The organism is Azospirillum sp. Marseille-Q6669 (assembly GCF_965111635.1).
The window spans coordinates 697029-723290 of sequence record NZ_CBCOOP010000003.1; the positions used below are offsets into that span (position 1 = coordinate 697029).

At 69.3% G+C, this 26262-nt stretch carries 20 protein-coding genes; 4 read left to right on the forward strand and 16 right to left on the reverse strand.

Features of this window, described 5'->3' with window-relative positions; translation table 11 throughout:
* Positions 1-5: 5 nt before the first annotated feature.
* Both recN and ACWPXE_RS20620 read left to right on the forward strand, forming a co-directional pair.
* Positions 6-1676, forward strand: a complete 1671-nt coding sequence (gene recN, locus ACWPXE_RS20615; RefSeq protein WP_454019265.1) for a DNA repair protein RecN — start codon at positions 6-8, stop codon at positions 1674-1676.
* Positions 1677-1872: 196 nt separating this feature from the next.
* The gene (locus tag ACWPXE_RS20620) at positions 1873-3714 is read left to right on the forward strand and encodes a carbohydrate-binding domain-containing protein (protein WP_454019266.1); all 1842 of its coding nucleotides are present in this window, start codon (positions 1873-1875) and stop codon (positions 3712-3714) included.
* A gap of 56 nt (positions 3715-3770) precedes the next feature.
* On the opposite strand, the gene ACWPXE_RS20625 is transcribed toward ACWPXE_RS20620, so the two are convergent.
* Together ACWPXE_RS20625 and ACWPXE_RS20630 are read right to left on the reverse strand one after the other, a co-directional pair.
* On the reverse strand, positions 3771-5129 hold the full coding sequence (locus ACWPXE_RS20625; RefSeq protein WP_454019267.1) for a protoglobin domain-containing protein: 1359 nt from the start codon (positions 5127-5129) through the stop codon (positions 3771-3773).
* A gap of 380 nt (positions 5130-5509) precedes the next feature.
* On the reverse strand, positions 5510-6037 hold the full coding sequence (locus ACWPXE_RS20630) for a hypothetical protein (RefSeq protein WP_237903051.1): 528 nt from the start codon (positions 6035-6037) through the stop codon (positions 5510-5512).
* 244 nt (positions 6038-6281) lie between these two features.
* Here ACWPXE_RS20630 and ligA point away from each other — a divergent pair, with 244 nt between their 5' ends.
* The gene (ligA, locus tag ACWPXE_RS20635; protein ID WP_454019268.1) at positions 6282-8669 is read left to right on the forward strand and encodes an NAD-dependent DNA ligase LigA; all 2388 of its coding nucleotides are present in this window, start codon (positions 6282-6284) and stop codon (positions 8667-8669) included.
* Between the two features lie 123 nt (positions 8670-8792).
* Positions 8793-9191, forward strand: a complete 399-nt coding sequence (locus ACWPXE_RS20640; RefSeq protein WP_454019269.1) for a bacteriohemerythrin — start codon at positions 8793-8795, stop codon at positions 9189-9191.
* 275 nt (positions 9192-9466) lie between these two features.
* On the opposite strand, the gene lpxC is transcribed toward ACWPXE_RS20640, so the two are convergent.
* The 14 genes from lpxC to ACWPXE_RS20710 all read right to left on the reverse strand — a co-directional run bounded on the left by lpxC (position 9467) and on the right by ACWPXE_RS20710 (position 26250).
* On the reverse strand, positions 9467-10411 hold the full coding sequence (gene lpxC, locus ACWPXE_RS20645; protein ID WP_454019270.1) for a UDP-3-O-acyl-N-acetylglucosamine deacetylase: 945 nt from the start codon (positions 10409-10411) through the stop codon (positions 9467-9469).
* 359 nt (positions 10412-10770) lie between these two features.
* Positions 10771-12561: a cell division protein FtsZ gene (gene ftsZ, locus ACWPXE_RS20650; protein ID WP_454019271.1), complete on the reverse strand. Its 1791-nt coding sequence runs from the start codon at positions 12559-12561 to the stop codon at positions 10771-10773.
* A gap of 142 nt (positions 12562-12703) precedes the next feature.
* The gene (gene ftsA, locus ACWPXE_RS20655) at positions 12704-13966 is read right to left on the reverse strand and encodes a cell division protein FtsA (RefSeq protein WP_041811946.1); all 1263 of its coding nucleotides are present in this window, start codon (positions 13964-13966) and stop codon (positions 12704-12706) included.
* A gap of 81 nt (positions 13967-14047) precedes the next feature.
* A complete protein-coding gene (locus ACWPXE_RS20660) occupies positions 14048-15010 on the reverse strand; it encodes a cell division protein FtsQ/DivIB (protein ID WP_454019272.1) in 963 nt (320 codons plus the stop codon).
* Entirely contained in the window at positions 14995-15945 is a 951-nt protein-coding gene (locus ACWPXE_RS20665) for a D-alanine--D-alanine ligase (RefSeq protein WP_454019273.1), read from the reverse strand. The genes ACWPXE_RS20660 and ACWPXE_RS20665 overlap by 16 nt, the downstream gene beginning before the upstream one ends.
* Entirely contained in the window at positions 15942-16868 is a 927-nt protein-coding gene (gene murB, locus ACWPXE_RS20670; RefSeq protein ID WP_454019274.1) for a UDP-N-acetylmuramate dehydrogenase, read from the reverse strand. Before murB ends, ACWPXE_RS20665 begins: the two co-directional genes overlap by 4 nt.
* Positions 16869-16882: 14 nt before the next feature.
* Positions 16883-18298 (reverse strand): UDP-N-acetylmuramate--L-alanine ligase, encoded by a 1416-nt coding sequence (murC, locus tag ACWPXE_RS20675; protein ID WP_014241223.1) that lies wholly within the window; start codon positions 18296-18298, stop codon positions 16883-16885.
* A 7-nt stretch (positions 18299-18305) separates the two neighbouring features.
* Positions 18306-18572, reverse strand: coding sequence for a hypothetical protein (locus tag ACWPXE_RS20680; RefSeq protein ID WP_188259134.1), 267 nt, complete (start codon positions 18570-18572; stop codon positions 18306-18308).
* Positions 18569-19705 carry an undecaprenyldiphospho-muramoylpentapeptide beta-N-acetylglucosaminyltransferase gene (gene murG / locus ACWPXE_RS20685; protein WP_454019275.1) on the reverse strand — a complete coding sequence of 379 codons (1137 nt, stop codon included), beginning with the start codon at positions 19703-19705 and terminating at the stop codon, positions 18569-18571. Before murG ends, ACWPXE_RS20680 begins: the two co-directional genes overlap by 4 nt.
* 5 nt (positions 19706-19710) lie before the next feature.
* Positions 19711-20832, reverse strand: coding sequence for a putative lipid II flippase FtsW (gene ftsW / locus ACWPXE_RS20690; RefSeq protein WP_454019276.1), 1122 nt, complete (start codon positions 20830-20832; stop codon positions 19711-19713).
* Positions 20832-22235: a UDP-N-acetylmuramoyl-L-alanine--D-glutamate ligase gene (murD, locus tag ACWPXE_RS20695; protein ID WP_454019277.1), complete on the reverse strand. Its 1404-nt coding sequence runs from the start codon at positions 22233-22235 to the stop codon at positions 20832-20834. Before murD ends, ftsW begins: the two co-directional genes overlap by 1 nt.
* A 13-nt stretch (positions 22236-22248) precedes the next feature.
* Entirely contained in the window at positions 22249-23334 is a 1086-nt protein-coding gene (mraY, locus tag ACWPXE_RS20700; protein WP_454019278.1) for a phospho-N-acetylmuramoyl-pentapeptide-transferase, read from the reverse strand.
* Between the two features lie 10 nt (positions 23335-23344).
* Entirely contained in the window at positions 23345-24841 is a 1497-nt protein-coding gene (locus ACWPXE_RS20705; RefSeq protein WP_454019279.1) for a UDP-N-acetylmuramoylalanyl-D-glutamyl-2,6-diaminopimelate--D-alanyl-D-alanine ligase, read from the reverse strand.
* Positions 24838-26250: a UDP-N-acetylmuramoyl-L-alanyl-D-glutamate--2,6-diaminopimelate ligase gene (locus ACWPXE_RS20710; protein ID WP_454019280.1), complete on the reverse strand. Its 1413-nt coding sequence runs from the start codon at positions 26248-26250 to the stop codon at positions 24838-24840. The genes ACWPXE_RS20705 and ACWPXE_RS20710 overlap by 4 nt, the downstream gene beginning before the upstream one ends.
* Positions 26251-26262 lie beyond the last annotated feature (12 nt).

The window sequence follows — 26262 nt, forward strand, 5'->3', positions numbered from 1 at the left end:
GATCCATGCTGGCGTCGCTGACGATCCGGGACGTCGTCCTGATCGAACGGCTGGGGCTGGGCTTCCGCAAGGGTCTGTGCGTCCTCACCGGCGAGACCGGTGCGGGTAAGTCGATCCTGCTCGACGCGCTGGGATTGGCGCTCGGTGCGCGGGCCGATTCGGGCCTTGTCCGCCATGGCGCCGATCAGGCGTCGGTGACGGCGGAGTTCGACCTGTCCGGCGACCACCCGGCGCTCGCCATCCTCAGGGAGCAGGGGCTCGATCCCGAGGAGCGGCTGGTCGTCCGCCGCACCGTCAGCGCCGACGGGCGCAGCCGCGCCTGGGTCAACGATCAGGCGGTCGGCGTCGGCCTGCTGAAGCGGCTGGGCGAGGAGCTGGTCGAGGTTCACGGCCAGTTCGACACCCACGGCCTGCTGAATCCGCAAACCCACCGCGGCGTGCTGGACGCCTACGCCGGGCTGTCCGGCCATGCCGCCCAGGTCGCCGCCGCCCACCGGGCGTGGAGGCAGGTCGAGGACGCGCGCGCCAACGCCGCCGCCGAGATCGCCCGCGCCCGTTCGGAGGAGGAGTATCTCCGCCACGCCGTGGCCGAGCTGGATGCCCTTGCCCCGAAGCAAGGCGAGGAAGAGGAGCTGGCCGAGACCCGCGCCGTGCTGATGCACCGGGAGAAGCTGGTCGACGCCCTGAACGCCGCCTATGGGGAGCTGTCGGGCGACCGGGGGGTGGAACGCGCCCTGTCCTCGGCCATCCGCACACTGAGCCGCATCGCCGACAAGGCCGCCGGCAAGCTCGACCCGGTGATCGCCGCCCTGGACCGCGCCGCGACCGAGGCGGGGGAGGCGATCGCCGGTCTCCAGGCCGTGTCCTCCGACGTGGACATGGACCCGCAGGCTCTGGAGAAGCTGGAGGAGCGGCTGTTCGCCCTGCGTGCCGCCGCCCGCAAGCACGGGGTGGACGTGGACGCCCTGGCCCCCCTGCGCAAGGACATGGCCGACCGGCTGCTGCTGATCGAGGACCAGGGCGATCTGCTGGCCCGCCTCGCCCGCGAGGCCGAGGTCGCCCGCGACGCCTACCGCAAGGCCGCCGAGTCGCTGAGCCGTGAGCGCCAGCAGGCCGCCGGCCGCCTGGACACGGCGGTCGCCGCCGAACTTGCCCCGCTGAAGCTGGAAAAGGCGAAGTTCCGCACGCTGGTCGAGCCGCTGGCCGACGAGTCGGACTGGACGGCGTCGGGCATGGACCGCGTGGCCTTCCAGGTCGCCACCAACCCCGGCTCGCCCCCCGGCGCGCTGAACAAGATCGCCTCCGGCGGCGAGCTGGCGCGCTTCATGCTGGCGCTGAAGGTGGTGCTGGCCCAGACCTCGACCGTCGGCACGCTGGTGTTCGACGAGGTGGACACCGGCATCGGCGGCGCCGTCGCCGCCGCGGTGGGCGAGCGTCTGAAGACGCTCGGGCAGGGGCTCCAGGTGCTTGTCGTCACTCACAGCCCGCAGGTCGCCGCCCGCGGCTCCATCCACCTCAAGGTGCAGAAGTCGGTGAAGGGCGAGCAGGTGACGACCGGCGTGGTCGAGCTGGACGGCGACGACCGCCGCGAGGAGATCGCCCGCATGCTGTCCGGCGCCACCGTCACCGCCGAGGCCCGCGCCGCCGCCGACAGCCTGATCGCCGGGCGGGGATAGCTTCCCAAGAAGCGCATCCCCCTTACCGGCCCTTCGGGCCACCCTCTCCCCAGAGGGGGGAGGGCTGAATCCTCCGTTCAGGTCACAGCAATCGCCCGCAGCGGTCATACGGCGGCCACAGCAAAACACGCATAGTCCAGCCTAGCGCGTCCGGTAACCGGGCGCCGTTCGCCCAAGAACGAACAAGGTTGGCAAGATGTCGAACAGCTCCGCTTCCGCCGGCAACGTCGTTGTGATCGACAGTGGCCTGTCCTCCGCCTGGAACACGGGCCAGCTGGTCTACCAGCATGACTTCTACGGAAACGACAACGATGTCATGGTCGCCAACGCGAACACGCACGGCGCCCTGGTCACCGCGGAGATCCTGGAGAACGCGCCCGACGTCGGCATCATCGCGCTGAAGGTCATGCCCGACGACGGCAGCGGCGCCAGCGAGGCCAACATCGAGAAGGCCCTGCAATGGGTCGTCGCCAACGCCGACGCCTACAACATCACGGCGGTGAACCTGTCGCTGGGCGGCGGCGCGCAGACGACCGCGGCCACCACCTCGATCTCCGACGAGCTGGCGGCGCTGACCGCCAAGCGCGTGCTGACCGTGGCCGCCGCCGGCAACAGCGGCGACGGCGGGGCGTCGCAGAGCGTCTCCAGCTACTCGGCCGACGTGAACCAGATCTGCGTCTCGGCTTCCACCGGCGACGGAGCCTTCCCGTCCTGGGCGCAGCGCAGCCCGACCCTGACCGACGTCTGCGCCGACGGCACCGACGTGCGCATCACCAATCTGTCGGGCGTCACCTACACGGCCAACGGCTCCTCCTTCGCCGCCCCGGCGGTCACCGCGGCAGTGGCGAAGGCGCAGCAGGCGTGGGTGGAACAGACCGGCACCCGGCTGACCCAGGGGGAGTTCCTCGATCTCGTCCGCAGCACCGGCAAGGCCATGGGCACCGCCGGCTATTTCGAGCTGGACACCGATGCCCTGCTCGCCAAGATCGCCCAGTCCGCCCCGGTCTCCACGGCGCAGAGCGCCACGACGATCACCGTCAACGCCTCCGGCGCGCCAGCCGGCGGGGTCAACGCCCATTTCAAGCTGCTGGTGGACGGCAAGACGGTGGGGCAGGCCACGGTGGATTCAGCGGCCAAGGACTACAGCTTCACCGCCAACCTGACCGCCGACCAGGCCCACAAGGTGCAGGTCCAGTACGACAACGACGGCTTCGTGAACGGCCAGGACCGCAACCTGTTCGTCAACAAGGTCACCATCAACGGCACCGCCCACAGCCCGACCGCCGCCAACGTCACCTATGACAAGGGCGCTCTCGACGGCAAGGACGTGGTCAAGGGCCAGTCGTCGATGTGGTGGGGCGGCACGCTGGTGGTCGATGCTCCGGCCAAGGATTTCCCGGCCCAGAATTCTCCGGTTGTGGCGGTGCCCGCCAACACGACCATCACGGTCAACGCCTCCGGCGCCGCGGCGGGCGGGGTGAACGCTCACTTCAACCTGCTGGTGGACGGCAAGGCCATCGGCGGCGCCACGGTCGGCACGGCGGGCAAGGACTTCACCTTCGCCACCAACCTGACCGCCGATCAGGCGCACAAGGTCCAGGTCCAGTACGACAACGACGCCGTGGTGAATGGGCAGGACCGCTCGCTGTTCGTCAACAAACTCACCATCAACGGCCACGCCGTCGCGCCGACGGCGTCGAACGTCACCTATGACAAGGGCGCACTCGACGGCAAGGACGTGGTCAAGGGGCAGGCCGGCCTGTGGTGGAACGGCACGCTGGTCGTTGACGCCGACAAGTCCTGGTTCCCGTCTTCCGGAACCGCCTCGGGAAGTGGTGCCGTAGCCTCCGCCCTGTCGGCGGACGGGCAGGACACGGTGTGGCAGCACCTCGTCGCCCAGGGGCTGGAGGCCGCGGCGCCGGTCCATGCGGACACGGCGCCGTCTATGGCGGATCTCGGCCTGTCGGGGGATTTCCACGCCCACGCCGCGCCGACGGATCATCACCTCGACCCGCTGCATCCGTTCGACGCGGCCTGAGCGACGGCGCCCTGAGCCGTGTCATCAGGACGAGGGGTGGAAACGCCCCCGTCCGGTCACGCCGCCACGCGCAGGGACATCATGTGCGACAGGAACTTGTCCAGCGCGGCGCGCAGTTCCTCCGCCATCCCGCTCAATTGGGCGGTGGTGTGGAAGGCGTCCTCGACCGACGCCCTGACCGACCGTGCGCCGTCGGCGAGGTGCCCGGCCTCGTCGGACATCCGTTCGGCGGACTGGCTGGCCTCGTGAATGTTCTGGGCGATTTCCCGTGTCGCCTCGTTCTGCTGGCCCATGATAGACAGCACGTCCTGCGAATGGGCGCGCAACGCTCCAACCACTGAGCCAATTCCGGCGATCTCGTCGCGGGTCCGGCCCGTCGCGCCGTCGATCTCCTGAAGCAGGCGGGTGATGTCCTCCGTGGCTCCGGCGGTCTGCTTGGCGAGCACCTTGACCTCCGCCGCCACCACGGAGAATCCGCGCCCGGCCTCGCCGGCGCGGGCCGCTTCGATGGTGGCGTTCAGAGCCAGCAGGTTGGTCTGGTTGGCGATGGCGTTGATCAGCTTCAGCGTCCCGCCGATCCGCCCGGCGATGCCGGCCAGCGCGGTGACCGCCTCGGTGGAGCGCTGTGTGGCGGCCTGCGCCTCGTTGACGATGGAGAAGGCGCTCTCCATGCGCGACACCACGCTGTGGTTGGTGGCGGTCAGTTCCTCGGCGGCGGCGGCGATGGCGCGGGCGTTGCTGGCGGTGCCGGAAACCGCGCCGGTCAGATGCTCCGTGCGCACGCCGGTGTCCTGGGCGATGCCGCGCACCGCGCCGGTCGCCGCGTTGACCGCCGCCGCAGACTGGCCGACGCTATCAATGGCGCCCTGCACCGTGTCTCGGAAATTCTCCGCCAGTTCGACCAGCATCCGGTTGGTCATGGTCATCACGGCGGTGCTATAGGCGTCGAAGGATAGGTCAAGGTCGAGGAAGATCGCGGTTTCCACCGCCCCCATGATCCTCATGGCGCGCGGCGCATCGCGGCGGTGCCGCTCGCCGATCAGCCCGCCCAGCCGTCCCATGACCAGCCGGTAGGCTCCGAAATACCAGCGCGGGTGCAGGCCGATGCGGTAATGCGCTTGGCCCACCGCCTTCACGCGCGTCAGGTAGACGTCGTCGAAGCTGCCGGAAAACAGATGTCGCCAGTGATTGACCTGGGCGTCCTTCAATCGCGCGACGGATTTCCCATCCAGGATCTTCCGGAGTTCGGGAATGGCGAGAAGGTGGTCGTAGAAGTCTTTGAGAATGACGGGCAGGTGCGGTTCGGCGATGCTCCAGGCTTCCTTCAGAAGCGGGGCCGTCTCACCGCCAATCCGCAGAAAGGAGAGGCGTTCCTGAACGCTGCCTTGAATGCCGCCTTGAATGCCACTGTCCATGGTGTTCGTCTCTTTGTTCTTGGTTGGCAAGCGTTGAGCTGCGGCTGGGCCGGGGCTCCTCCCGGCTGATCACCGCTCGGCTATCACCATGCGGGCATCATGGACATGACAATTTTAACGATTGGTTTCATGCTTTATTGCGGTTCTGTAAAATATTAAATTAATCGAGTTCCCGGAGATAAAAAGAGAAAACCAGGGGAATCACATAATTTCCCATGCCCGTCTTTTGCCGGAGTTATAGGAAATAAGGCAGATTATCAAGTTGCTGGAAATCTTCGCAAAGATGCCGCGAGGAAACGTTTGCCCGCCGTCTGGCTGTTCACTGCCGGAACGTTTTAATACTCTGGTATGCGACAACCAAGCGCAGGTCTATGCCGGTCTCAGGCGGCGCTCTTCCAAGGCTGCCAGCCGCCCAGACGAAGCCCGATCGCGATGCCAGTGAAAGGAATGCGCAACTCCAGGTCGCGGGGCTGAAAGAAGGTTAGGCGTTCCGGCGTGCCCGTGGCGCCGTATTCCAGGCGGGCGCCCTTCGGCTCCTCGGCGAACTCGTCGCTCATCACCTGCCAGATCTCCAGGTCGTCGCCGTGGTTGGAGATCTTGTACTGGCCGCAGCGCCAGACCGGAGCCTCGCCCACGCCGCCCTCGACCACCTTCTTGTCGCCGTCCATCTTCACGTCGCCCACGCCGGCGGCCCGGCCCGACATGGACGGCCCCTGGCTTTCCGCCCGGAAACCCAGCCGCAGCCAGGGGGACCGGGTGCGCGGGATCATGCGGCGCAGCAGGCGCGCGTCCTCCGTCGCGAAATGGTCGGGATCGTCGTACAGGATGCGGTCAAGCGCCGCGGCGATGACGAATCGATCGTCGATGGTCAGGCTGCCGGCGGTCGCACGGCTGGTCGGCTCGTTCATGCAGCACATCCGTTCACGGGCGCCGGTTCATCATACACGCAACCCTCGCGTCCCCGCACCTTTCCAGGTCTGCTCAAGGTCCGCGGTTTCAAGGTTGGCGCGGCCGGAGCCGAATGCCAGACCGGCTCAAGGCCGGACTCCACGGCACGCCCCCGCGGCGCTATGCTGCGCCCCCGGCGGCGCCCGCCGATCCAGCGCCGTCCTCCAGCGTCATCCTCATGAGAAGGCACCGAAGAGACCCGCCATGAACGACCTGTTCGATACCCCCGCCGCGCTCCGCAGCATCCCCGTGGAGGAGCTGACGGTGGAGCAGGCGCAGGCGGAACTGGCCGCGCTGGCCCAGGAGATCGCCCACCACGACCGGCTCTATCACCAGCAGGACAAGCCGGAGATTTCCGACGCTGCCTACGACGCGCTGGTCCGCCGCAACAACGGGATCGAGGCGCGTTATCCGGAGCTGCGCCGGGCCGATTCGCCGTCGCTGCGCGTCGGCGCGACCCCGGCGGCGGCTTTCCGCAAGGTGCGGCACGCGCTGCCCATGCTGTCGCTCGGCAACGCCTTCGAGCCGGAGGAGGCGCACGAGTTCGTCGCCCGCGTCCGCCGCTTCCTCGGCCTGTCCGACGACGCCCCGCTGGAGTTCGTGGCCGAGCCGAAGATCGACGGGCTGTCCTGCTCGCTCCGCTACGAAAACGGCCGGCTGGTCCTGGCCGCCACACGCGGCGACGGGACGGAGGGCGAGGACGTGACCGCCAACGTCCGCACCATCAAGGATGTGCCGCAGACCCTGGAGGCGCCGTTCCCCGAGGTGCTGGAGGTGCGCGGCGAGGTCTACATGAACCGCGACGACTTTTTGGGCATGAACCGCGCCTACGCGGAGCGGGGGGAGGACCTGTTCGCCAACCCGCGCAACGCCGCCGCCGGGTCGCTGCGCCAGAAGGATTCGAGGATCACCGCATCGCGCCCGCTCTGCTTCTTCGGCTACGCGCTGGGCGAGCTGTCGGAGCCGATCGCCGACACCCAATGGGGCATCCGCGAGCGGCTGCGCGGCTGGGGCTTCTCGCTGAACCGTCCGGCCAACCTGTGCGACGGCGCCGAGGCCCTGCTGACCCACTACCGCAAGATCGGCGAGGAGCGCTCGGCGCTTCCCTTCGACATCGACGGGGTGGTCTACAAGGTCAACAGCCTGGAGCTTCAGCAACGGCTGGGCTTCGTCAGCCGAGCGCCGCGCTGGGCCATCGCCCACAAATTCCCGGCCGAGCAGGCGCAGACCCGGTTGAAGGGCATCACCATCCAGGTCGGCCGCACCGGCGCTCTGACCCCGGTGGCCGAGCTGGAGGACATCACCGTCGGCGGCGTGGTGGTCAGCCGCGCCACCTTGCACAACGAGGACGAGATCGCCCGCAAGGATGTCCGCATCGGCGATCTGGTGACCGTCCAGCGGGCCGGCGACGTGATCCCGCAGATCGTCGGGGTGGTGGAGGGGCAGCGCCCCGCCGATGCCGTGCCCTATGTCTTCCCCGACCATTGTCCGGTCTGCGGCAGCCTCGCCGTGCGCGAACCGGACGAGGCGGTGCGCCGCTGCACCGGCGGCCTGATCTGCGCCGCCCAGGCCAAGGAGCGGCTGCGCCATTTCGTGTCGCGCAACGCCTTCGACATCGAAGGGCTGGGCGAGAAGACCATCGAGGAGTTCTGGGAGGACGGGCTGATCCGCTCCCCCGTGGACATCTTCACGCTGGAGCGCCGGGTGGCGGCGGGGGAGATCGCCATCCTCGGCCGTCCGGGCTGGAAGGAGAAGTCGGTCGAGAACCTGTTCGCCGCGATCAACCAGCGGCGCGAGCGCATCGACCTGCACCGCTTCATCTTCGCGCTGGGCATCCGCCACATCGGCGAGGTGACGGCCAAGTCGCTGGCCCGCCATTACGGCTCGATCGACGGCTGGCTGGAGGGGATGGAGCGCGCCGTCGCCAACATGCCGGGGGAGGCGTGGCGCGACCTGCACGCTTTGAACGGCCTCGGCCCGGTGAAGGCCGACGCTCTGCTCGCCTGGTTCGCCGACCCGGAGAATCTGCCGAAGCTGGATTTCTACGCCGGCCAGGAGGCGTTGCGGCTGGACAGCGTCATCAAGCTGCTGGGCATCAAGAAGGTGGACAGCCGCGCCGCCCAGGCTCTGGCCGAGCGCTACGGCGCGCTGGCGGACTGGAAGGCGGCAATGCTCGCCGCCGTCGACGCGCAGCCCGGCCCCGGCTGGGGCGAACTGGTCGCCATCCCCGACGTGGGCGAGGTCGCTGCGGAGGAACTGGCCGGCTTCTTCCAGGAGGAGCGCAACCGCGCCATCATCGACAACCTGCGCGCCGCAGGCGTGCGGGTGGCCGATGCCGAGCGCCCGAAGGCGGCCGGCGGCTCCCCGGTCGCCGGCAAGACGGTGGTCTTCACCGGCACGCTGGAGACCATGACCCGCACCGAGGCGAAGACCCGCGCGGAGTCGCTGGGGGCCAAGGTCGCCGGCTCGGTCTCGGCCAAGACCGATTACGTCATCTGCGGAGCGGACGCGGGCAGCAAGGCCGCCAAGGCGCGCGACCTGGGCGTGACCATCCTCAGCGAGCAGGAGTGGGCCGAGCTGATCGCCGGCTGATCGCCGGGTGGCCCGGGGGGCGGAAGGGGAGGGGCGGCGCGGCTGAGTGCCGCGTTGACGCCCCTCGCCGCCGGTTCCATAAAGGGGAGAAGCACCATAAGAAAAATGAGACGGGGGATCGCTATGGACTCCATTCAATGGTCGCGCTGGATGAGCGTCGGCATCGAAGAACTCGATGAGGATCATCGTGTTCTCGTGGACATCGTCAACAAGCTGGGTGCGTGCGAAAACCGCGACTCTCCTGATGTCGTCGAAGCGATCCTGGACGAACTGATCCACTACACCAAGGATCATTTCGCGCGCGAAGAAGCGCACATGGCCCAGACCAATTACCCGACCTTCGCCGCACACAAGGCTCTGCACGACACCCTGACGCGCAACGTCGAATCCTACCGCGAACGTTTCCACGCCCAGCGCGACACCATCACCGGCAACGAGGTGTTCGAATTCTGTGCCGACTGGTTGGGCAAGCACATCCTGAAGGAAGACACCCGCTTCGGCGCCTACGCCGCGGAGCAGTGAGTTGTCTCATGTCCCCTCTCCCGCCCCGGGAGAGGGGATTTCGACGAAGCCACCTCAGCCGAAGTCTCAAAAACACAACATAAAATATTGATATAATTCAATTTTATTGTGATTCTGGGAAAACGGCGCAGAAATCATATCCTTTCACTCCCGGAAGGGGAGGGGAGTGTGCGTGTGCCTCGCCTCGCGCGAACCCGAGAGGGGAGGGGGCGCAAAACGAAAATGCCCTCCCCGGAAGGGGAGGGCAGGGGCAACGCGACGCTGTGAGGCGCGTCTCAGGCGACGGCCAGCCGCTCGGTCGCGTGCCAGACGGCGCCCGGCAGAGCCGTGCTCGGCGGGGTCTCGTAGCACCAGGCGCTGGCGTCGGCGAACAGAGCGCGCAGCAGCTGGTTGTTCAGGGCGTGGCCGGACCGGACACCATGGAAATGACCGACGAACATCGCGCCGGCCAGATAGAGGTCGCCGACCGCGTCGAGGATCTTGTGGCGGACGAACTCGTCGTCGAAGCGCAGGCCGCCCTCGTTCATCACTTCGTCACCGGAGATGACCACCGCGTTGTCCAGCGAACCGCCGCGGGCGAGGCCCATCTTGCGCAGCCCCTCGACCTCGTGCAGGAAGCCGAAGGTGCGGGCAGCGCTGATCTCGTCACGGAAGGTCTCGGCGTCCAGCTCCATCTCGTGGCTCTGCTGGGCGATCGCCTTGCTGGCGAAGTCGATCTCGAAGCTGAAGCCCGTCGTGTGGTCCGGCGTGAAGGTGGCGCTCTTGTTGCCCTCGGTCACGGTGACCGGCTTCAGGATGCGGATGGCCCGGCGGGGCGCGTTCTGCGACACGGTGCCGACGCGCTCGATGGCCTCCACGAAGGGGGCGGCGCTGCCGTCCATGATCGGCACCTCGATGTTGTCCAGCGCGACCACGGCGTTGTCCACGCCGCAGCCGGCCAGCGCCGACATCAGGTGCTCAATGGTGCCGATGGTGGTGCCGTGGGCGTTGCCGATGACCGTGCACAGCTTGGTGTCGACCACATGGTCCCAGCGCGCCGGGATCACCGCGGCGGGGCCGCTGAGATCGGTGCGCCGGAAGACGATGCCGGTGTTCGGCTCGGCCGGGGAAATCGTCAGGGTGACCGTCGCGCCCGTATGCAGCCCGACGCCCGAGCAACGCACCGGCTTGGCCAGGGTACGCTGCAGCATGCCTTCGGTCTTGATGCGATTCTGAGCCACGGTGTCTGTCCCGTTTCAATCTTGGTCTTGGTGCGATCGGTCCGCGACTTGCCGCCGGTCTCCCTTGGGAGGGGCGGGTCAGCGCTTATGACCGCATATGCTAGGTATCACTGCCCCCTGTGGACGACAAATCACTCTTTGTTACCGTTTGTTGCAGGACGGTAGAGCACCGTCGCCGGGCGCAAACCAGGGCGCTCCCCAGACACGAAAAGACCGCCCCCGGAGCGTTCTTGCGAAGCTCTGGAGGCGGTTGAAGTCTAACAGGTTGTGGATGCCCGCCGATGCCGCTTCGAAAGAGGCGGCGGCGACCGGCGGGTTGCTGTTGCCCTCAGATCAATTGGGCCAGCCTCGGTGACGCGTCAGTTGGCCTGACGGCGCAGGAAGGCGGGGATGTCCAGCGCTTCCTCGTCGATCTTCTGGGTGGTGCCGTCGCCCATCGCCTGCGGGCGCGGGGGCTGGGCCATCGGCTGCTGCGGGGCGGCCATCGGCGGCTGCGGCATCATCGGCTGCTGGTGTTGCGGCTGCTGGTGTTGCGGCTGGTGATGCTGGGGCTGATGGTGCTGCTGCGGCTGATGCTGCGGGGCCGGCTGGGGAGCCGGTTCGGCCTTGCGGCCGGCCAGACCGGTTACCAGACCGAACAGGAAGTTCGGCTTGCGGGCCGGCGGCTCAGCCTGGGCGGCGGCGGCGAGCTGGCTCGACATCGGGACCGAGGACTGGCGCGGGCCGGGATCGGCGGCCTTCGGGGCGATGAAGTGGCCGTCGCGGCGCTCGCTGTGCAGCGGACCGGTGGCGACGTTGCGGGCCGGGGCGGTTTCCACCGGCTGCATGCCGTCATGGCCCATCGGCATGTGCGGGTGGGGCGCATGCTGCGGGGCGTGCTGAACCATCGGGTCCATGGGCTGCTGGACCGGCTGCGGCGCCGGCTGCTGGACCGGAACGTGCTGCTGGAACTCCGACGGATGCGGCTGCTGGACCTGGGGCTGCGCGACCCCGCCCATCGGGCGCGGGGCCAGACCGGCGCCGGGGATCGCCGGGGCGAGCTGACCGGGGGAGGCGAGCGGCGCCGGGGCGGCCTGGGTCAGGCCGGCCGCGCCGGCGGGCTTCTTGGCGCCGCCATTGCCGCCGTTGCGGTCGGAGACCAGCGACAGGTTGACCGGGTGCAGGGTGCGCGGGTTGGACATGGCCGCGGCGTCGATGCCGGTGGCGACCACCGACACGCGCATCACGCCGTCCAGCGAGCTGTCGAAGGTCGAGCCGAAGATGATGTTGGCGTCCGGATCGACTTCGTCACGGACGCGGTTCGCCGCCTCGTCGACCTCGAACAGGGTCATGTCGTAGCCGCCGGTGATGTTGATGAGGACGCCGCGGGCACCCTTCATCGACACGTCGTCGAGCAGCGGGTTGGAGATGGCGGCCTCCGCGGCCTCGATGGCGCGGCGCTCGCCGCCGGCCTCGCCGGTGCCCATCATCGCCTTGCCCATCTCGGTCATGACCGAGCGGATGTCGGCGAAGTCCAGGTTGATGAGGCCGGGCATCACCATCAGGTCGGTCACGCCGCGCACGCCGGAATGCAGAACATCGTCGGCCATCTTGAAGGCGTCCGCGAAGGTCGTCTTCTCGTTGGCGATGCGGAACAGGTTCTGGTTCGGGATGATGATCAGCGTGTCGACATACTGCTGCAGCTCGGCGATGCCCGATTCGGCCAGCCGCATGCGGTGCGCGCCCTCGAAATGGAAGGGCTTGGTCACCACGCCGACGGTCAGCAGGCCGCGCTCGCGGGCCGCGCGGGCGATGACCGGGGCAGCGCCCGTGCCGGTGCCGCCGCCCATGCCGGCGGTGATGAACACCATGTTGGCGCCTTCGAGGTGACCGATGATCTCCTCGAGCTGCTCCTCGGCGGAGGCGCGGCCGACGTCCGGCTTGGAGCCGGCGCCCAGGCCGCGGGTCATGGTGGTGCCGAGCTGGACGCGCTTCTCGCAGAGCGAGCCCTTCAGGGCCTGCGCGTCGGTGTTGCCCACGACAAAGTCCACGCCTTCCAGGTTGGACTTGATCATGTTGTTCACGGCGTTGCCGCCGGCGCCGCCGACACCGAAGACGGTGATGCGGGGCTTCAGTTCGGGCTCGATGCTGGGGATGGTCACGTTGATCATGTTATGGCCTCCACAACCTTTTGATTGGTTCGATGCTTTGCGTCGCGGGTTCTTTGCCCGGTTGGGTCCGGGTGGTGTTTTTAGGCAGGAATGCGGTGGTGCTGCGGGAGCCTTTTTGGGGCCGGGAACCATGTCCGGTGGGTCATAGGTTCTCCCGCAGCCACAGGCCGACACGCCCGAAGAACCCCGTGCCGGCACCAGCCTCATGGCCCGCCACGGGAAGTTCCGCCGGATTGCGCACGGCGTGGAGAAGGAGGCCCGCGGCGGTCGCGTAGGACGGACCGCCTTGCGCCTCGTTCAGACCGGTGATCCGCGTCGGTCGCCCGATGCGGACCTGTTTGTCCAGGATCAGCTGCGCCAGCTCGCGCATGCCCGGAAGTTGGCTGGCGCCGCCCGTCAGGACGACGCGCCGGCCGACCAGCTTCGCGTAGCCGGAATGCTCCAGCCGCGAGCGGACATGCTCGAAGATTTCCTCCAGCCGCGGCTGGATGATGCGCACCAGATAGGATTTCGGCAGGTTGTTGGCGCCGAGGCGCTCCTCCTCGCCGACCTGGGGGACGTCGATCATCTCGCGCTCGTCGGCGGGGCTGGTGATGGCGCTGCCGTGCAGCGTCTTCATGCGCTCCGCATGGACGACGGGCGTGGTCAGCCCGCGCGCGATGTCGTTGGTGACGTGGTTGCCGCCCAGCCGGATGCAGTCCGACCAGACCAGCGTGCCTTCGGAGAAGACCGAGATCGTCGTGGTGCCGCCGCCCATGTCGATGCAGGCGGAGCCCATCTCCATCTCGTCGTCGACCAGACAGGCGAGGCCGGACGCGTAGGGGCTGGCGACCAGACCCTCGATGTCGAGATGGCAGCGGGCCACGCAGGTCTGCAGGTTGCGCACCGCCCCGGCGGGCGAGGTGATGACGTGGGCCTGGACGCCCAGCCGCTCGCCGTACATGCCCTTGGGGTCGCGGATGCCGCGGCTGCCGTCCAGCGCGAAGCCCACGGGGATCGCGTGGACCAGCGCCTGGTCCGGGCCGACCTGCAGGCTGCGGGCGTGGGCCAGCGCGCGGCGGACGTCGCTCTCCGTCACCTCCTGGCCGGAAACGGGGACCTCGGCGTTGAAGCCGTGGGAGATCGGGGAGGACACGTTGACGATCACGTCGCGGATCGTCTCGTTGGCCATCTGCTCGGCCGCGTGGACGGCGGCGCCGATGGAGGTCTCCGCCGCTTCCATGTCGATGATGGCGCCGGCGCGGACGCCCGTGGCGATCTGGTGGCCGATCCCCACGATGCGCACGGCCCCCGCATCCTCGACGCGGGCGATGAGGCAGCACACCTTGGTCGAGCCAACGTCCAGCGCGGCGATGATCCCGCCGCGGGTGGCTCGTTTTGGCTTTTTCGCCCCGTTGAAGCCCATGTTCAGCACAACCCTATGGCCTCGATGCGTCCGGTCGTCCGCGTTTCAGAAAAGGGGTTCAGGAGGAGGTGTGGCGGAGGATCACGTCTTCTTGCCCGGCTTCTTCTTGTTGTCCTCCTCCGTCCAGGGCAGGACGGCGGTGGCGGAGGTCTGAAGCACGGCGCGGTCGTTCTGGCGCAGGTCGATGGCCACGATGTCGCGGTCGAGGACCTGTCCCGTCGCGTCCATCTCCGCCAACTGGCGCAGCGCGGACGGCATGCGGGCTTCCGGCAGTTTCACCACGACACCGTTCTTCAGCTTAAGGTCCCAGCGGCGGTCGCCGACCCAGGAGGCGGCGCTCACCTTGTCGCGCAGAGCCGGCACGTTGTCGAGGGCCGCGAGCAGCTTCGGCACCTGCATCGGCGCGTTGGCGCCGACGACCTGCGGCAGTGTCTCGATCCGCCGGTTGCCGCGCCGCGCCAGCTCGGTCGCGTCGGCCAGCGGGCGGCCTTCGCGGTCGATGACGGTGAACTTGCGGTCGTGCTGCCAGATCGCCATCGGCTCCCGTTCCGTCAGGCGGACGAACAGGATGCCGGGCAGGTGGCGCTCGATGGAGGCCGAGGCGACCCAGGGCAGGCTTTCCAGCTTCTCCTTGGCGTCGGACAGCGTGACGGCGAGGATCGGGTCGCCGCGCTGCACGCCAAGCACGCGCAGGATGGACGCCGGGTCGGTCTCGGTGCGGCCCTCGACCAGAACGTCGGCGATGGCGAAGCCGGCGGACGCGCTGGTCTGGATCAGGCTTTCCTGCAACGCCGCGGTGGTCTCGGCGAAGGTGCCGCGCTGCCACGCCGACACGGCCATGCCGGCGACGACCAGGACCGGCGTCAGCAGAATGGCCGCCTTGACCGCGGGACGGGTCCAGCGCGGCCAGGCGCGGCGGCGGTTGCCTTTCTGGGCCGACTTCGCCATGGCGCGCGGCGGCACGGGCATGTCGTCGCGGGCCCGGTTCGCAGAGCCCCCGAAACCGGCGCGGAACTGCGGATCGATGCTCAGTCGAGTTGACATGCGGCGTTCTCCACCATCCAAGCGACGAGAGCCCCGTAGGTGAGCCCCACGGCAGCGGCCTGTTCGGGAACCAGCGACAGCGGCGTCATGCCCGGCTGGTTGTTGATTTCCAGGAAAAAGAGTCCGTCCGTCCCACTTTTACGATCGTCCCAGCGGAAGTCGCTGCGCGAAACGCCGCGGCACCCCAGGGTTCGGTGGGCCAGGACCGCCAACCTCTTGGCTTCTTCCGCGACGTTCTCGGGAATCTGCGCGGGCACAGTATGAACGGCATGACCGGCGCTGTATTTAGCCGTGTAGTCATACACCTGTGCTTCGAAACGGATCTCCGTCACGGTCAGGGGGCGGCACTCGCCGTCCAGCCCGCCCATGACGCCCACGGTCAGCTCGCGGCCCGGGATGAACTCCTCGACCAGGGCGCGCTCGCCGAAGGTCCAGGCGTCGCCGACCGGGCTGTTCTGCCCCTCGCGCACCAGCGTGACCCCGACGGTCGAACCCTCGTCCACCGGCTTGACGATGTAGGGGGCGGGCATCGGGTGAGCACCGCCGGTCAGCTCGCCCTTGGTGAGGACGAGCCCCTTGGGCGAGCGCACGCCGACCGGGGCGAGCAGCGCCTTGGTCATCGCCTTGTCCATGGCGACCGCGGCGGCGCGCACGCCGGAATGGGTGTAGGGGATGCCGAGGAATTCCAGGACGCCCTGGATCGTCCCGTCCTCGCCACCGCGCCCGTGCAGGGCGTTGAAGACCGCGTCGGGGCGCGGGTCGGTCAGCGCGCGCAGCAGCCCCTCCAGGTCGCGCTGCACGTCCACCGCGGTGACGCGGTAGCCTTCCTCCTCCAGCGCCTTGGCGACGCCGGCGCCGCTGACCAGCGACACCTCGCGCTCCGCCGACCAGCCGCCCATCAGGACGGCGACATGCTTCTTGTGGGGGGTGGTCATGCGGACGCTCCTTCGCGGGCCACGCCGACCCGCTTGATTTCCCACTCCAGCGTGACGCCGGAGGTCTCGAACACCCGGCGCCGGACCTCTTCGCCCAGCGCCTCCAGCTCCGCCGCGGTGGCGGTGCCCTGGTTGATGAGGAAGTTGCAGTGCTTCTCCGACACCTGCGCGCCGCCGATGGTCAGCCCGCGGCAGCCGGCCTTGTCGATCAACTCCCACGCCTTGTGGCCGGGCGGGTTCTTGAAGGTCGAGCCGCCGGTGCGCGAGCGGACCGGCTGGGTGTCGGCGCGCTGGTCGGAAATCTCCGCCATGCGCTGCGCGATCGCCGCCGGGTCGCCGACTGTGCCGCGCAGGGTGGCGCCGGTGAAGATGACGTCCTCCGGCACCCCGGCGTGGCGGTAGGTGAAGCCCATGCCGGTGTTGTCGTAGGACACGCGTTCGCCGCGGCGGGTCACGCCCTGGGCGGAGACCAGCACGTCCTTGATCTCGTGGCCGTAGGCGCCGCCGTTCATCCGCAGCGCGCCGCCGATGGTGCCGGGGATGCCCGACAGGAATTCCAGCCCGGCGACGCCGGCGTCGCGCGCCACCGCGGCGACGTTCAGGTCGAGCGCCGCGGCCCCGGCCTCCAGAGTCAGCCCGTCCGCCGCGATGCCGGCGAAGCCGCGGCCCAGCCGGATCACCACGCCGGGGATGCCGCCGTCGCGGATCAGCAGGTTGGAGGCGACGCCGAGCACCGTCACCGGCACGTCGTCCGGCAGTCCGGCCAGGAAGCCGGCCAGATCGTCGGCGTCCTCCGGACGGAACATGACCTCCGCCGGTCCGCCGACGCGGAACCAGGTGACGTTCGCCAGCGGTGCCGCGGCGGTCAGCCGTCCGCGGCAGGCGGGCATCCGGTCGATGAGGGAGGCGGTTGTGGCTGTCATCGGAGAAAAACCCGTCACGCCTTGCCCGACAGCTTGTCCAGCTCGCCCGGCAGGGCGTTGGCCCACTGGGTGATGTTGCCGGCGCCCAGGCAGACCACGAGGTCGCCGGACCGCGCGATCTCGCGGACCAGCTGCGGCAGCTCGTCCGGGCCGTGCAGGGCGAGCACCTGACGGTGGCCGTGCATGCGCAGGCCCTCGACGAGGCTGTCGCGGTTGACGTTCTCGATCGGCTGCTCCCCGGCGGCGTAGACGTCGGCCACGATCACCGCGTCGGCGTCGTTGAAGCAGGTGCAGAACTCCTCGAACAGGTTGGCGAGGCGCGAATAGCGGTGCGGCTGGACGACGGCGATGGTGCGGCCGGTACCGGCGGTGCGCGCGGCCTTCAGCACGGCGGCGATCTCCACCGGGTGGTGGCCGTAATCGTCGATGACGGTGATGCCGTTCGACTCGCCGGTCTTGGTGAAGCGGCGCTTGACGCCCTGGAACTTCGCCATGCTGTCGCGCATCACCACGTCGGGCAGGCCCATCTCGTTGCCCACCGCGAAGCAGGCCAGCGAGTTCTGGACGTTGTGCGGGCCGTACATCGGCAGGCGCACGCCGATGATCGTCCGGCTCTCCCCGGTGTGGCGGTCGTCGATCACCACGTCGTACTCGGCGCCCTCGGTGCCCAGCCGCATGTTCACGGCGCGCACGTCGGCCTGCGGGCTGAAGCCGTAGGTGATGATGCGGCGGTCCGACACGCGCGGGATCATCGCCTGCACCTCCGGATGGTCGATGCAGAGCGCGGCGAAGCCGTAGAAGGGGATGTTCTGGACGAAGCTGTCGAAGGCGGCCCGCATGTTGTCGAAGGTGCCGTAATAGTCGAGATGCTCCGGGTCCATGTTGGTGACCACGGCGATGCAGGCCGGCAGCTTGATGAAGGTGCCGTCGCTCTCGTCCGCCTCGACGACCATCCAGTCGCCGGAGCCCAGCCGCGTGTTGGTGCCGTAGGCGTTGATGATGCCGCCGTTGATCACCGTGGGGTCGAGGTTGGCGTGCTCCAGCATGTTGCCGACCATCGAGGTCGTCGTGGTCTTGCCGTGGGTGCCGCCGATGGCGATGGCCCATTTCAGGCGCATCAGCTCGCCCAGCATCTCGGCGCGGCGGACGACCGGGACCAGGGCGGCGCGGGCGGCGACGACCTCGGGGTTGTCGCGCTTGACGGCAGAGGAGACGACGACGACCGCGGCCCCGGCGATGTTCTCCGCGCGGTGGCCGATGCTGATCTGGATGCCCAGCCCGCGCAGGCGCTTGACGTTGGCGCTCTCCGCCAAGTCGGAGCCCTGGACGGTGTAGCCGAGGTTGCGCAGCACTTCGGCGATGCCGCTCATGCCGATGCCGCCGATGCCGACGAAATGGATGGTGCCGATCGAGAGGGGGAGGGCGCGCATGTCTGGATTACTTTCCGCGGCGGAGCATCAGGCTGAGGGTGGCGTCCACGGCCATGTCGGACAGGCCGTAGGGAAGGGGCTGGGAACCGATCGTGACGTGCAGGCGGTCGCGCAGGAAGCCGGCGCCGGCGCGCGGCAGCAGCGGGCAGTCGGGCCGGTTGCTCCAGGCGCCTTCGGTCCGGGTCATGTCCGCCGGCCAGTCGCCCAGGGGCCGGGACGAGGGGGGCCGGGACGAGCGGGGGCGTGCGATGGTGCTGCGCGTTGCCTTGTTCATTCCGCGGCTTCCTTGGTTCGGGCGTGGTTGGGGTTGGCGATCATGTCGAGCACGGCGTCGGCCAGCCGGCGCGCCGCGTCGGCCATGCCCCAGCCGTGGGCGGCCTGCGCCGCGGCGGTCAGCGCGTCGGGCGACTCCAGCAGCGCCGTCAGGCGGGCGGCGAGCGCGTCGGCGGTGAAGTCCGGCTGCGCCATCACCCAGGCGGCCCCGGCGGCGGCAAGCTGCCGCGCGTTGGCCGTCTGGTGGTCGTCCATGGCATGGGGATATGGCACAAGAATGGCCGGGCGCCCGATGCAGGTCAGTTCGGCGATGGTCGAGGCGCCGGCCCGCGTGATGGCGAGGTGGCAGGCGGCCAGCCGGTCCGGCACGTCGCGGAAGAAGCTCTCCAGTTCCAGCCCGCCGAGGCCCATGCCGGAGTAGGCGGCGCGGGCGGCCTCCAGATCCTCGGGCCGGCACTGCTGCGCCAGATGGATGCGGGCGCGCAGGTCGGCTGGCAACCGGCCCAGCGCCTCGGGGATGACTTCGGAGAAGACGCGGGCGCCCTGGCTGCCACCCATCACCAGGATGCGGACGGGGCCGCCGGGGGCGGGAACGGCGTAGGCGGCGTCGCGCTGGGCGGCGATGGCGGGGCGGACCGGGTTGCCGGTGCGGACGAGGCGCGGGCGGTGCTCCTCCTTCACCGAGGCGACCTCGGGGAAGGCGACGGCGATGCGGCGCGCGGCGGCGGCGAGCATCCGGTTGGCGCGGCCCAGCACGGCGTTCTGCTCGTGCAGCATCACCGGCACGCGGCTCTGCGCGGCGGCGTAGACCGTGGGGACGGAGGGGTAGCCGCCGAAGCCGACGACCGCCGCCGGCTTCAGGTGACGCATCAGCGCGTTGGCGCCGAGCAGGCCGAGGCCCATCTGCCACGCCGCGTTCATCTTGGCCAGCAGGTTGCTGCCGGGGGCGGCGGAGCGGATGCGGTGGACCGTCACCTCCGGCAGGCTGTCGCCGAAGGCCTGGCCGCGCTTGTCGGTGACCAGGGCCACCGCCTCGCCGCGGGCCAGCAGCTCGCGCGCCAGCGCTTCCGCCGGGAAGAAGTGGCCGCCGGTGCCGCCGGCGGCGAGGACAATAGGACGTTGGGTGTCGGCCATGCGCGTCACTCCGCCGGGCCGAAGCGTTTGCGGGTCAGCGCCAGCACCATGCCCATGCCGAAGCCCAGCGCCAGCAGCGAGGAGCCGCCGTAGGAGATGAAGGGCAGCGTCATGCCCTTGGTCGGCATCAGATGCAGGGCGGAGCCCATGTTGATCGCCGCCTGCAGGCCGAACTGGATCAGCAGTCCGCTCGCCGCCAGCAGCACGAAGTAGTTGGTGTCGTTGAACACCCGCGCGAAGCCGCGCAGCACGATGAAGGCGAACAGCAGGATGATGATCAGGCAGAAGATCAGCCCCATCTCCTCGCCGGCGACGGCAAAGATGAAGTCGGCGTGGCTGTCCGGCAGCGAGTATTTCACCGTTCCCTGGCCGGGGCCGGTGCCCATCAGCCCGCCGTTGGCGAAGGCCTCCAGCGAGCGGCTGACCTGATAGGTGTCGCCGCTCGACGGGTCGAGGAAGCGGTTGATGCGGCTGTGGACGTGCGGCAGCGTGAAATAGGCGCCGACGAGGCCGGCGACGCCCAGCACGCCCAGGCCGCCGACCAGCATGATGTTCAGACCTGCCAGGAAGAACTGCGAGAACCACACCGCCGACACCACCACCGTCATGCCAAGGTCGGGCTGGAGCAGCAGGCCACCGACGGTGAGGCCGTAGAGCAGGATCGACAGGATCGTGCCGGGGAAGCCCGGGTTGGTGCGCGACAGCGAGAACAGCCATGCCCCGACCACCGCGAAGGCCGGCTTCACGAACTCCGACGGCTGGATCGACAGGCCGGGGATGTGGATCCAACGCCGCGCGCCCTTGATCTCGACGCCGACGACCAGCGTCGCGTAGACCATCGCCACCGCGATCAGGAAGACCACCAGCGCCGCCCGCCGCACGCCGCGCGGGCTGAGCAGCGAGACGCCGCACATGATGGCGACGCTGGGGATCAGCATCATCAGGTGGCGTTCGACGAAGTAGAAGGTGTCCTGGATGCCGATGCGTTCCGCCACCGGCGGGCTGGCCGCGGTGATCAGGACCGTGCCGAGCGCCATCAGCGCCGCCAGCGCGGCGAGCTGCCAGCGGTCGACCGTCCACCACCAGCGGCCGAAGATGGATTGATCGGTGCGGTCGAAGGTCATCATCAGGCGCGGTCCCCCGGAACGGCGTTGCCTTCGAGGCGGTTCACGGCGTCGGCGAAGGCCTCGCCGCGCTTCTCGAAATTCGCGAACTGGTCCCAGGAGGCGCAGGCGGGCGACAGCAGCACGCAGGCGCCGGGCAGCGCCTCGGCCAGCGCCAGCTCCGCCGCGGCGTTGACCGCCACGTCCAGCGTGCCGCAGCGGGTGTGCGGAACCTTGTTGGCCTCCAGCCACACCGCGAAGCGGTCCGACGCCTCACCGATCAGGAAGGCGTGGCGGACGCGCGGCGCGTAGGCCTCCAGCCCGTCCAGCCCGGTCTCCTTCGCCTGACCGCCGAGGATCCAGTAGATCGGGTCGAAGGTCGCCAGCGCCTTTTCCGTCGCGTCGGCGTTGGTCGCCTTGCTGTCGTTGACGAAGCGCACGCCGTCGATGGTCCGCACCAGCTGCTGGCGGTGGGCGAGACCGGGGAAGGTGGTCATGGCGGCGACGATGGCCGGGGTCGGCACGCCCGCCGCCTTGCAGGCGGCATAGGCTGCGGCGGCGTTCTGCCAGTTGTGCGTTCCGAGCAGCGCCGGGAAGGCGGCCAGCTCGGCCACGCGCTCCGCGGCGCCGAAGGTGTCGTCGACCAGCCAGCCGTTCTCGGCGTAGACGCCGCCGGGCACCGGACCCAGGGCGGAGACCGGCCAGATCACCTGGTCGCCCTTGGCCTTCAGCTCCTCCCAGATCGCCCGGCAGGTCGGGTCGTCCACGCCGATCACTGCGGTGCGCGGCTTGGTCTGGCGGTGGAAGATCAGTTTCTTGGCGGCGACGTAGCCGTCCATGCCGCCGTGGCGGGCCAGATGGTCCGGCGTGATGTTGAGCAGCACCGCCACGTCGAAGGTGATCGAGTAGGTCAGCTCAAGCTGGTAGCTCGACATCTCCAGCACGTAGCTGCCGCCGGCCCCCACGGAGGGGAAGGTCAGCGCCGGGGTGCCCAGGTTGCCGCCGACCGCGATGCGCCGCCCGGCGGCCTCCATCACATGGCCGATCAGGGTCGTCGTGGTGGACTTCCCGTTGGTGCCGGTGATGCCGATGTAGGCCGAATCGCGCTCCGACCGGGCCAGCAGCTCGATGTCGCAGACCAGTTCGATGTTCGCGGCGCGGGCGCGCAGGGCGACCGGATGGGGCTTCGGGTGGGTGTGCGGGATGCCCGGCGACCAGACGATGGTGGTCAGCTCGGTCAGGTCCGCGGTGGTCAGGTCGACGACCTTGTAGCCCTTGCTCAGCGCGGCGGCGCGGCTGGACTCGTTGTCGTCCCACACCCACACGTCGGCGCCGCTTTGGGTCAGCGCCTCCGCCGTGGCGAGGCCGGACTTGCCCAGCCCCATGACCGCCACCGGCAGTCCTTCCATGTAGAACAGGTTGATCATCGGGCGGCGACCCTCAACGGAGCTTCAGCGTGGACAGGCCGACCAGGGCCAGGATGGAGGCGATGATCCAGAAGCGGATGACCACGGTGGACTCCGCCCATCCCTTCTTCTCGAAGTGATGGTGCAGAGGCGCCATGCGGAACACCCGTTTGCCGGTCAGCTTGAACGAGGCGACCTGGACGATCACCGACACGGTTTCCAGCACGAACAGGCCGCCGATGATCGCCAGCACGAACTCGTGCTTGGTGACCACGCTGACGGCTCCCAGCGCGCCGCCGAGGGCCAGCGAGCCGGTGTCGCCCATGAAGACCATGGCGGGGGGCGCGTTGTACCAGAGGAAACCGATCCCCGCACCGACCAGAGCCCCGCAGAAAACGGCAAGCTCACCAGCACCGGGCACATGGTGGATCTGGAGATAGTTGGCGAAGATCGCGTTGCCGGTGAGGTAGGCGATCAGGCCGAAGCAGCCCGCCGCGATCATCGTCGGCACGATGGCCAGCCCGTCCAGCCCGTCGGTCAGGTTCACCGCGTTCGATGCGCCGACCATGACGAAGGCGCCCACGGGGATGAAGAACCAGGAAAGCTGGATCAGGAAGTCCTTCACGAAGGGCACGGCCAGACCGCCGGACAGCGGCGGCGCCGACACATACATGATGGCGGCGGCGGCGGAGACGCCGATGATGATCTCCCAGGTCAGGCGGAAGCGGCCCGACAGCCCCTTGGTGTTGCGCTTGGTCAGCTTCAGATAGTCGTCGCCGAAGCCGATCAGCCCGTAGCCGATCGTCACCAGCAGCACGATCCAGGTGTAGGCGTTGGTCAGGTCGACCCACAGCAGCGTGCTGATCGAGACGGCGATCAGGATCATCAGGCCGCCCATGGTGGGCGTGCCCTTCTTCTTCGCATGGCTTTCCGGCCCGTCGGAACGGATCGGCTGGCCCTCGCCCTGCTTGCGTTTCAGCCACGCGATCAGGCGCGGAAAGAACACGAAGCTGATGACGAGCGCCGTCAGCACCGCGCCTCCCGTCCGGAAGGTCAGATACCGGAACAGGTTGAACGGCGTGAAGACGTCCGCCAGGGGAAAGAGCAGGTTGTAGAGCATCGTGAAGCGGTCAGCCTTTGTGCCCGTGCGCCGCGGTCTGATCCGTGTCAGCCGCGGGCAAGGAGCCGTTGTTGTTCTTTTCGGTTTGTTTGCTGTCTTTGGTGTCCAGGGCGGACAGGGCGTCCACCACCGTCGCCATGCGGCTGCCCAGCGAACCCTTGATCAGCACCACATCGCCGCCGCGCACCGCACCGGCCAGGATGGGGGCCAGCTCGGCGCTGGACTCCGTCCAGGCGCCGCGCATGGCGGCGGGCAGGCGGTCGAACAGGGCGCGCATATGCGGGCCGCAGGCGTAGACCGCGTCCACATGCGCGGCGCGCAGCGGTTCGGCCAGCGCGGCGTGCAGGGTGTCGGCGCGGTCGCCCAGCTCCCGCATGTCGCCCAGCACGGCGAGGCGCCGGCCGCCGGCCCCGGGGTCGGTCTTGCCGAGCACCGCGAAGGTCGCGGCCATGGCGGCGGGGCTGGCGTTGTAGCTCTCATCGATCAGGGTGAAGGCGCCCCGGGCGGCCTGGACGCGCTTGCGCGTGCCGCGGCCCTTCACCGGCGCGATGGTGGACAGCGCGCGCCCCGCGGCGGCGACGTCGGCGCCCAGCGCCTTCACCGCCAGCAGCACGGCGAGGCTATTCATCACCCAATGCCGGCCGGGCAGCGCCAGGCTGTACTGGATGCGCTCGCCCCGGACGACCGCGGTCACGGCGCTGCAGGTGGCGTGCAGCGAGCACTCCACCAGACGCGCGTCGGCGTCGGCGTGGGAGCCGAAGCTCCAGATGCGGCTCAGCCCCTGGGTGCGCGCGGCGGCGAGCAGCCGCGCGAAATGCGGGTTGTCGCGGTTCAGCACGGCGATCCCGTTGGGGTTCATGCCCTCGAAGATCTCGGCCTTGGCGTCGGCGATCGCCTCGACGGAGTCGAAGAACTCCAGATGCGCCGCGTCCACCGTGGTGATGACCGCGACGTCGGGCATCACCTGCCGCGACAGGGGGCCAAGCTCCCCGGCGTGGTTCATGCCCAGCTCGAACACGCCGAACTCGCTGTCCTCCGGCATGCGGGCCAGCGACAAAGGCACGCCCCAATGGTTGTTCAGACTGCCTTCGGTGGCGAAGGTGCGGCCCTGCGCCGACAGGACATGGCGCAACGCCTCCTTGGTGCTGGTCTTGCCGACCGAGCCGGTGACGCCCACCACCTTGGCCTGGGTGCGCAGCCGCGCGACGTGGCCGAGATCGCCCAGCGCCGCCAGCGTGTCCTGCTCCACCGCCAGAAGGGAGGCGTCGCCGGGCACGCCGGGTGGCACGGTGCTGACCAGCGCCGCGGCGGCGCCGGCCTCCAGCGCCTTCGCCACGAAGTCGTGCCCGTCGAAGTTCGGCCCCTTGATGGCGACGAACAGGTCGCCCGGCGCCACCTTGCGGCTGTCGATGCTGACCCCGGTCGCCGCCCAGGAGCGCGTCGCCTGACCGCTGGTGGCGGCGGCGGCGTCCTCGGCGGTCCACAGGACGGTCTTGGCCTCGCTCATGCTGCTCCAACCTCCGCCACGGCGGCTCGTGCCTCGGTCGCGTCGTCGAAAGGAAGGACCTCCGTCCCGACGATCTGACCATGCTCATGTCCCTTGCCGGCGATGACCAGCACGTCACCGGGCCGAAGGCTGCGGACGGCGGCGCGGATGGCCTCGCGCCGGTCGCCGATCTCCTCCAGGGCCGGGTGGCCCGCCAGGACCTCCTTGCGGATGGCCGCCGGCACCTCGGTGCGCGGGTTGTCGTCGGTGACGATGGCGCGGTCGGCCAGACGGCCGGCCAGCTCCCCCATCACCGGCCGCTTCCCGCGGTCGCGGTCGCCGCCGCACCCGAAGACCGCGATCAGGCGGCTCCGGGCGTGCTGCTTCAGCGCCAGCAGCACCGTTTCCAGCGCGTCGGGCGTGTGGGCGAAATCGACATAGACCGCCGCCCCGCAGGGGTGGGTGGCGACGTGCTGCAGACGCCCCAGCACGCCTTCCAGGCGGGTCAGGGTGGCCATAGCCTCGTCACGGTCCGCGCCGGAGCCGATCACCAGGCCGAGCGCGCACAGCACGTTCCACGCCTGGAAGCGGCCCGCCAGCGGCAGGTCCACGGTGATGTCGCGGCCCAGGACCGTCAGGTCCAGGCGCTGGCCGTGGGTCAGCGGCTCGACCCCGTTCACCCGGATCTCGCGACCGGCCAGACCGTATCCGAAGACGCGGTGACCGCGCTGTGAACAAATCCCGGCAAGTTCGGCGAAGGTGCCGCTGTCGGCGTTCAGGACGGCGGTTCCCCCATCGGGCAACACCCGTCCGAACAGCATCGCCTTGGCCTGGAGGTAGGCCTCCATTGTGCCGTGGTAGTCCAGATGGTCGCGGGTCAGGTTGGTGAATCCCGCGGCCTTGAGGACCACACCGTCGAGACGGAACTGCTCCAGCCCGTGGCTGGACGCCTCCATCGCCAGATGCTCGATCCCCTTGTCCTTGACGGCGGCGAGGTCGCGGTGGAGCGACACCGGGTCCGGCGTGGTCATCCCGCCGTAGTCGTCCAGCCCCGGCCCAATCAGCCCCAGCGTGCCCAGGCTGGCCGCCTTCAGGCCCATCAGGTCCCACATCTGGCGGGCGAACTGGACGGTGGAGGTCTTGCCGTTGGTCCCCGTCACGGCGACCACGGTGTCCGGCTGCCGCCCGTGGAAAGCGGCGGCGAGGCGCGCGAAGAGGCGGCGCGGCTGCTCATCCGCGACCAGCGTCGCGGCGCTGCCGGCGGGCAGGGCGGTCCCGATGGGCGCCACCACCGCGACGGCGCCCTTGGCGAGCGCGTCGGCGATGAAGGCGCGCCCGTCCGCCTTCGCGCCCGGCAGGGCCGCAAAGACGAAACCGGGCCTGACCGCGCGGCTGTCCGCGGTCAACCCGGTCACATCGACGGCTGGCACTTCGACGGCGGA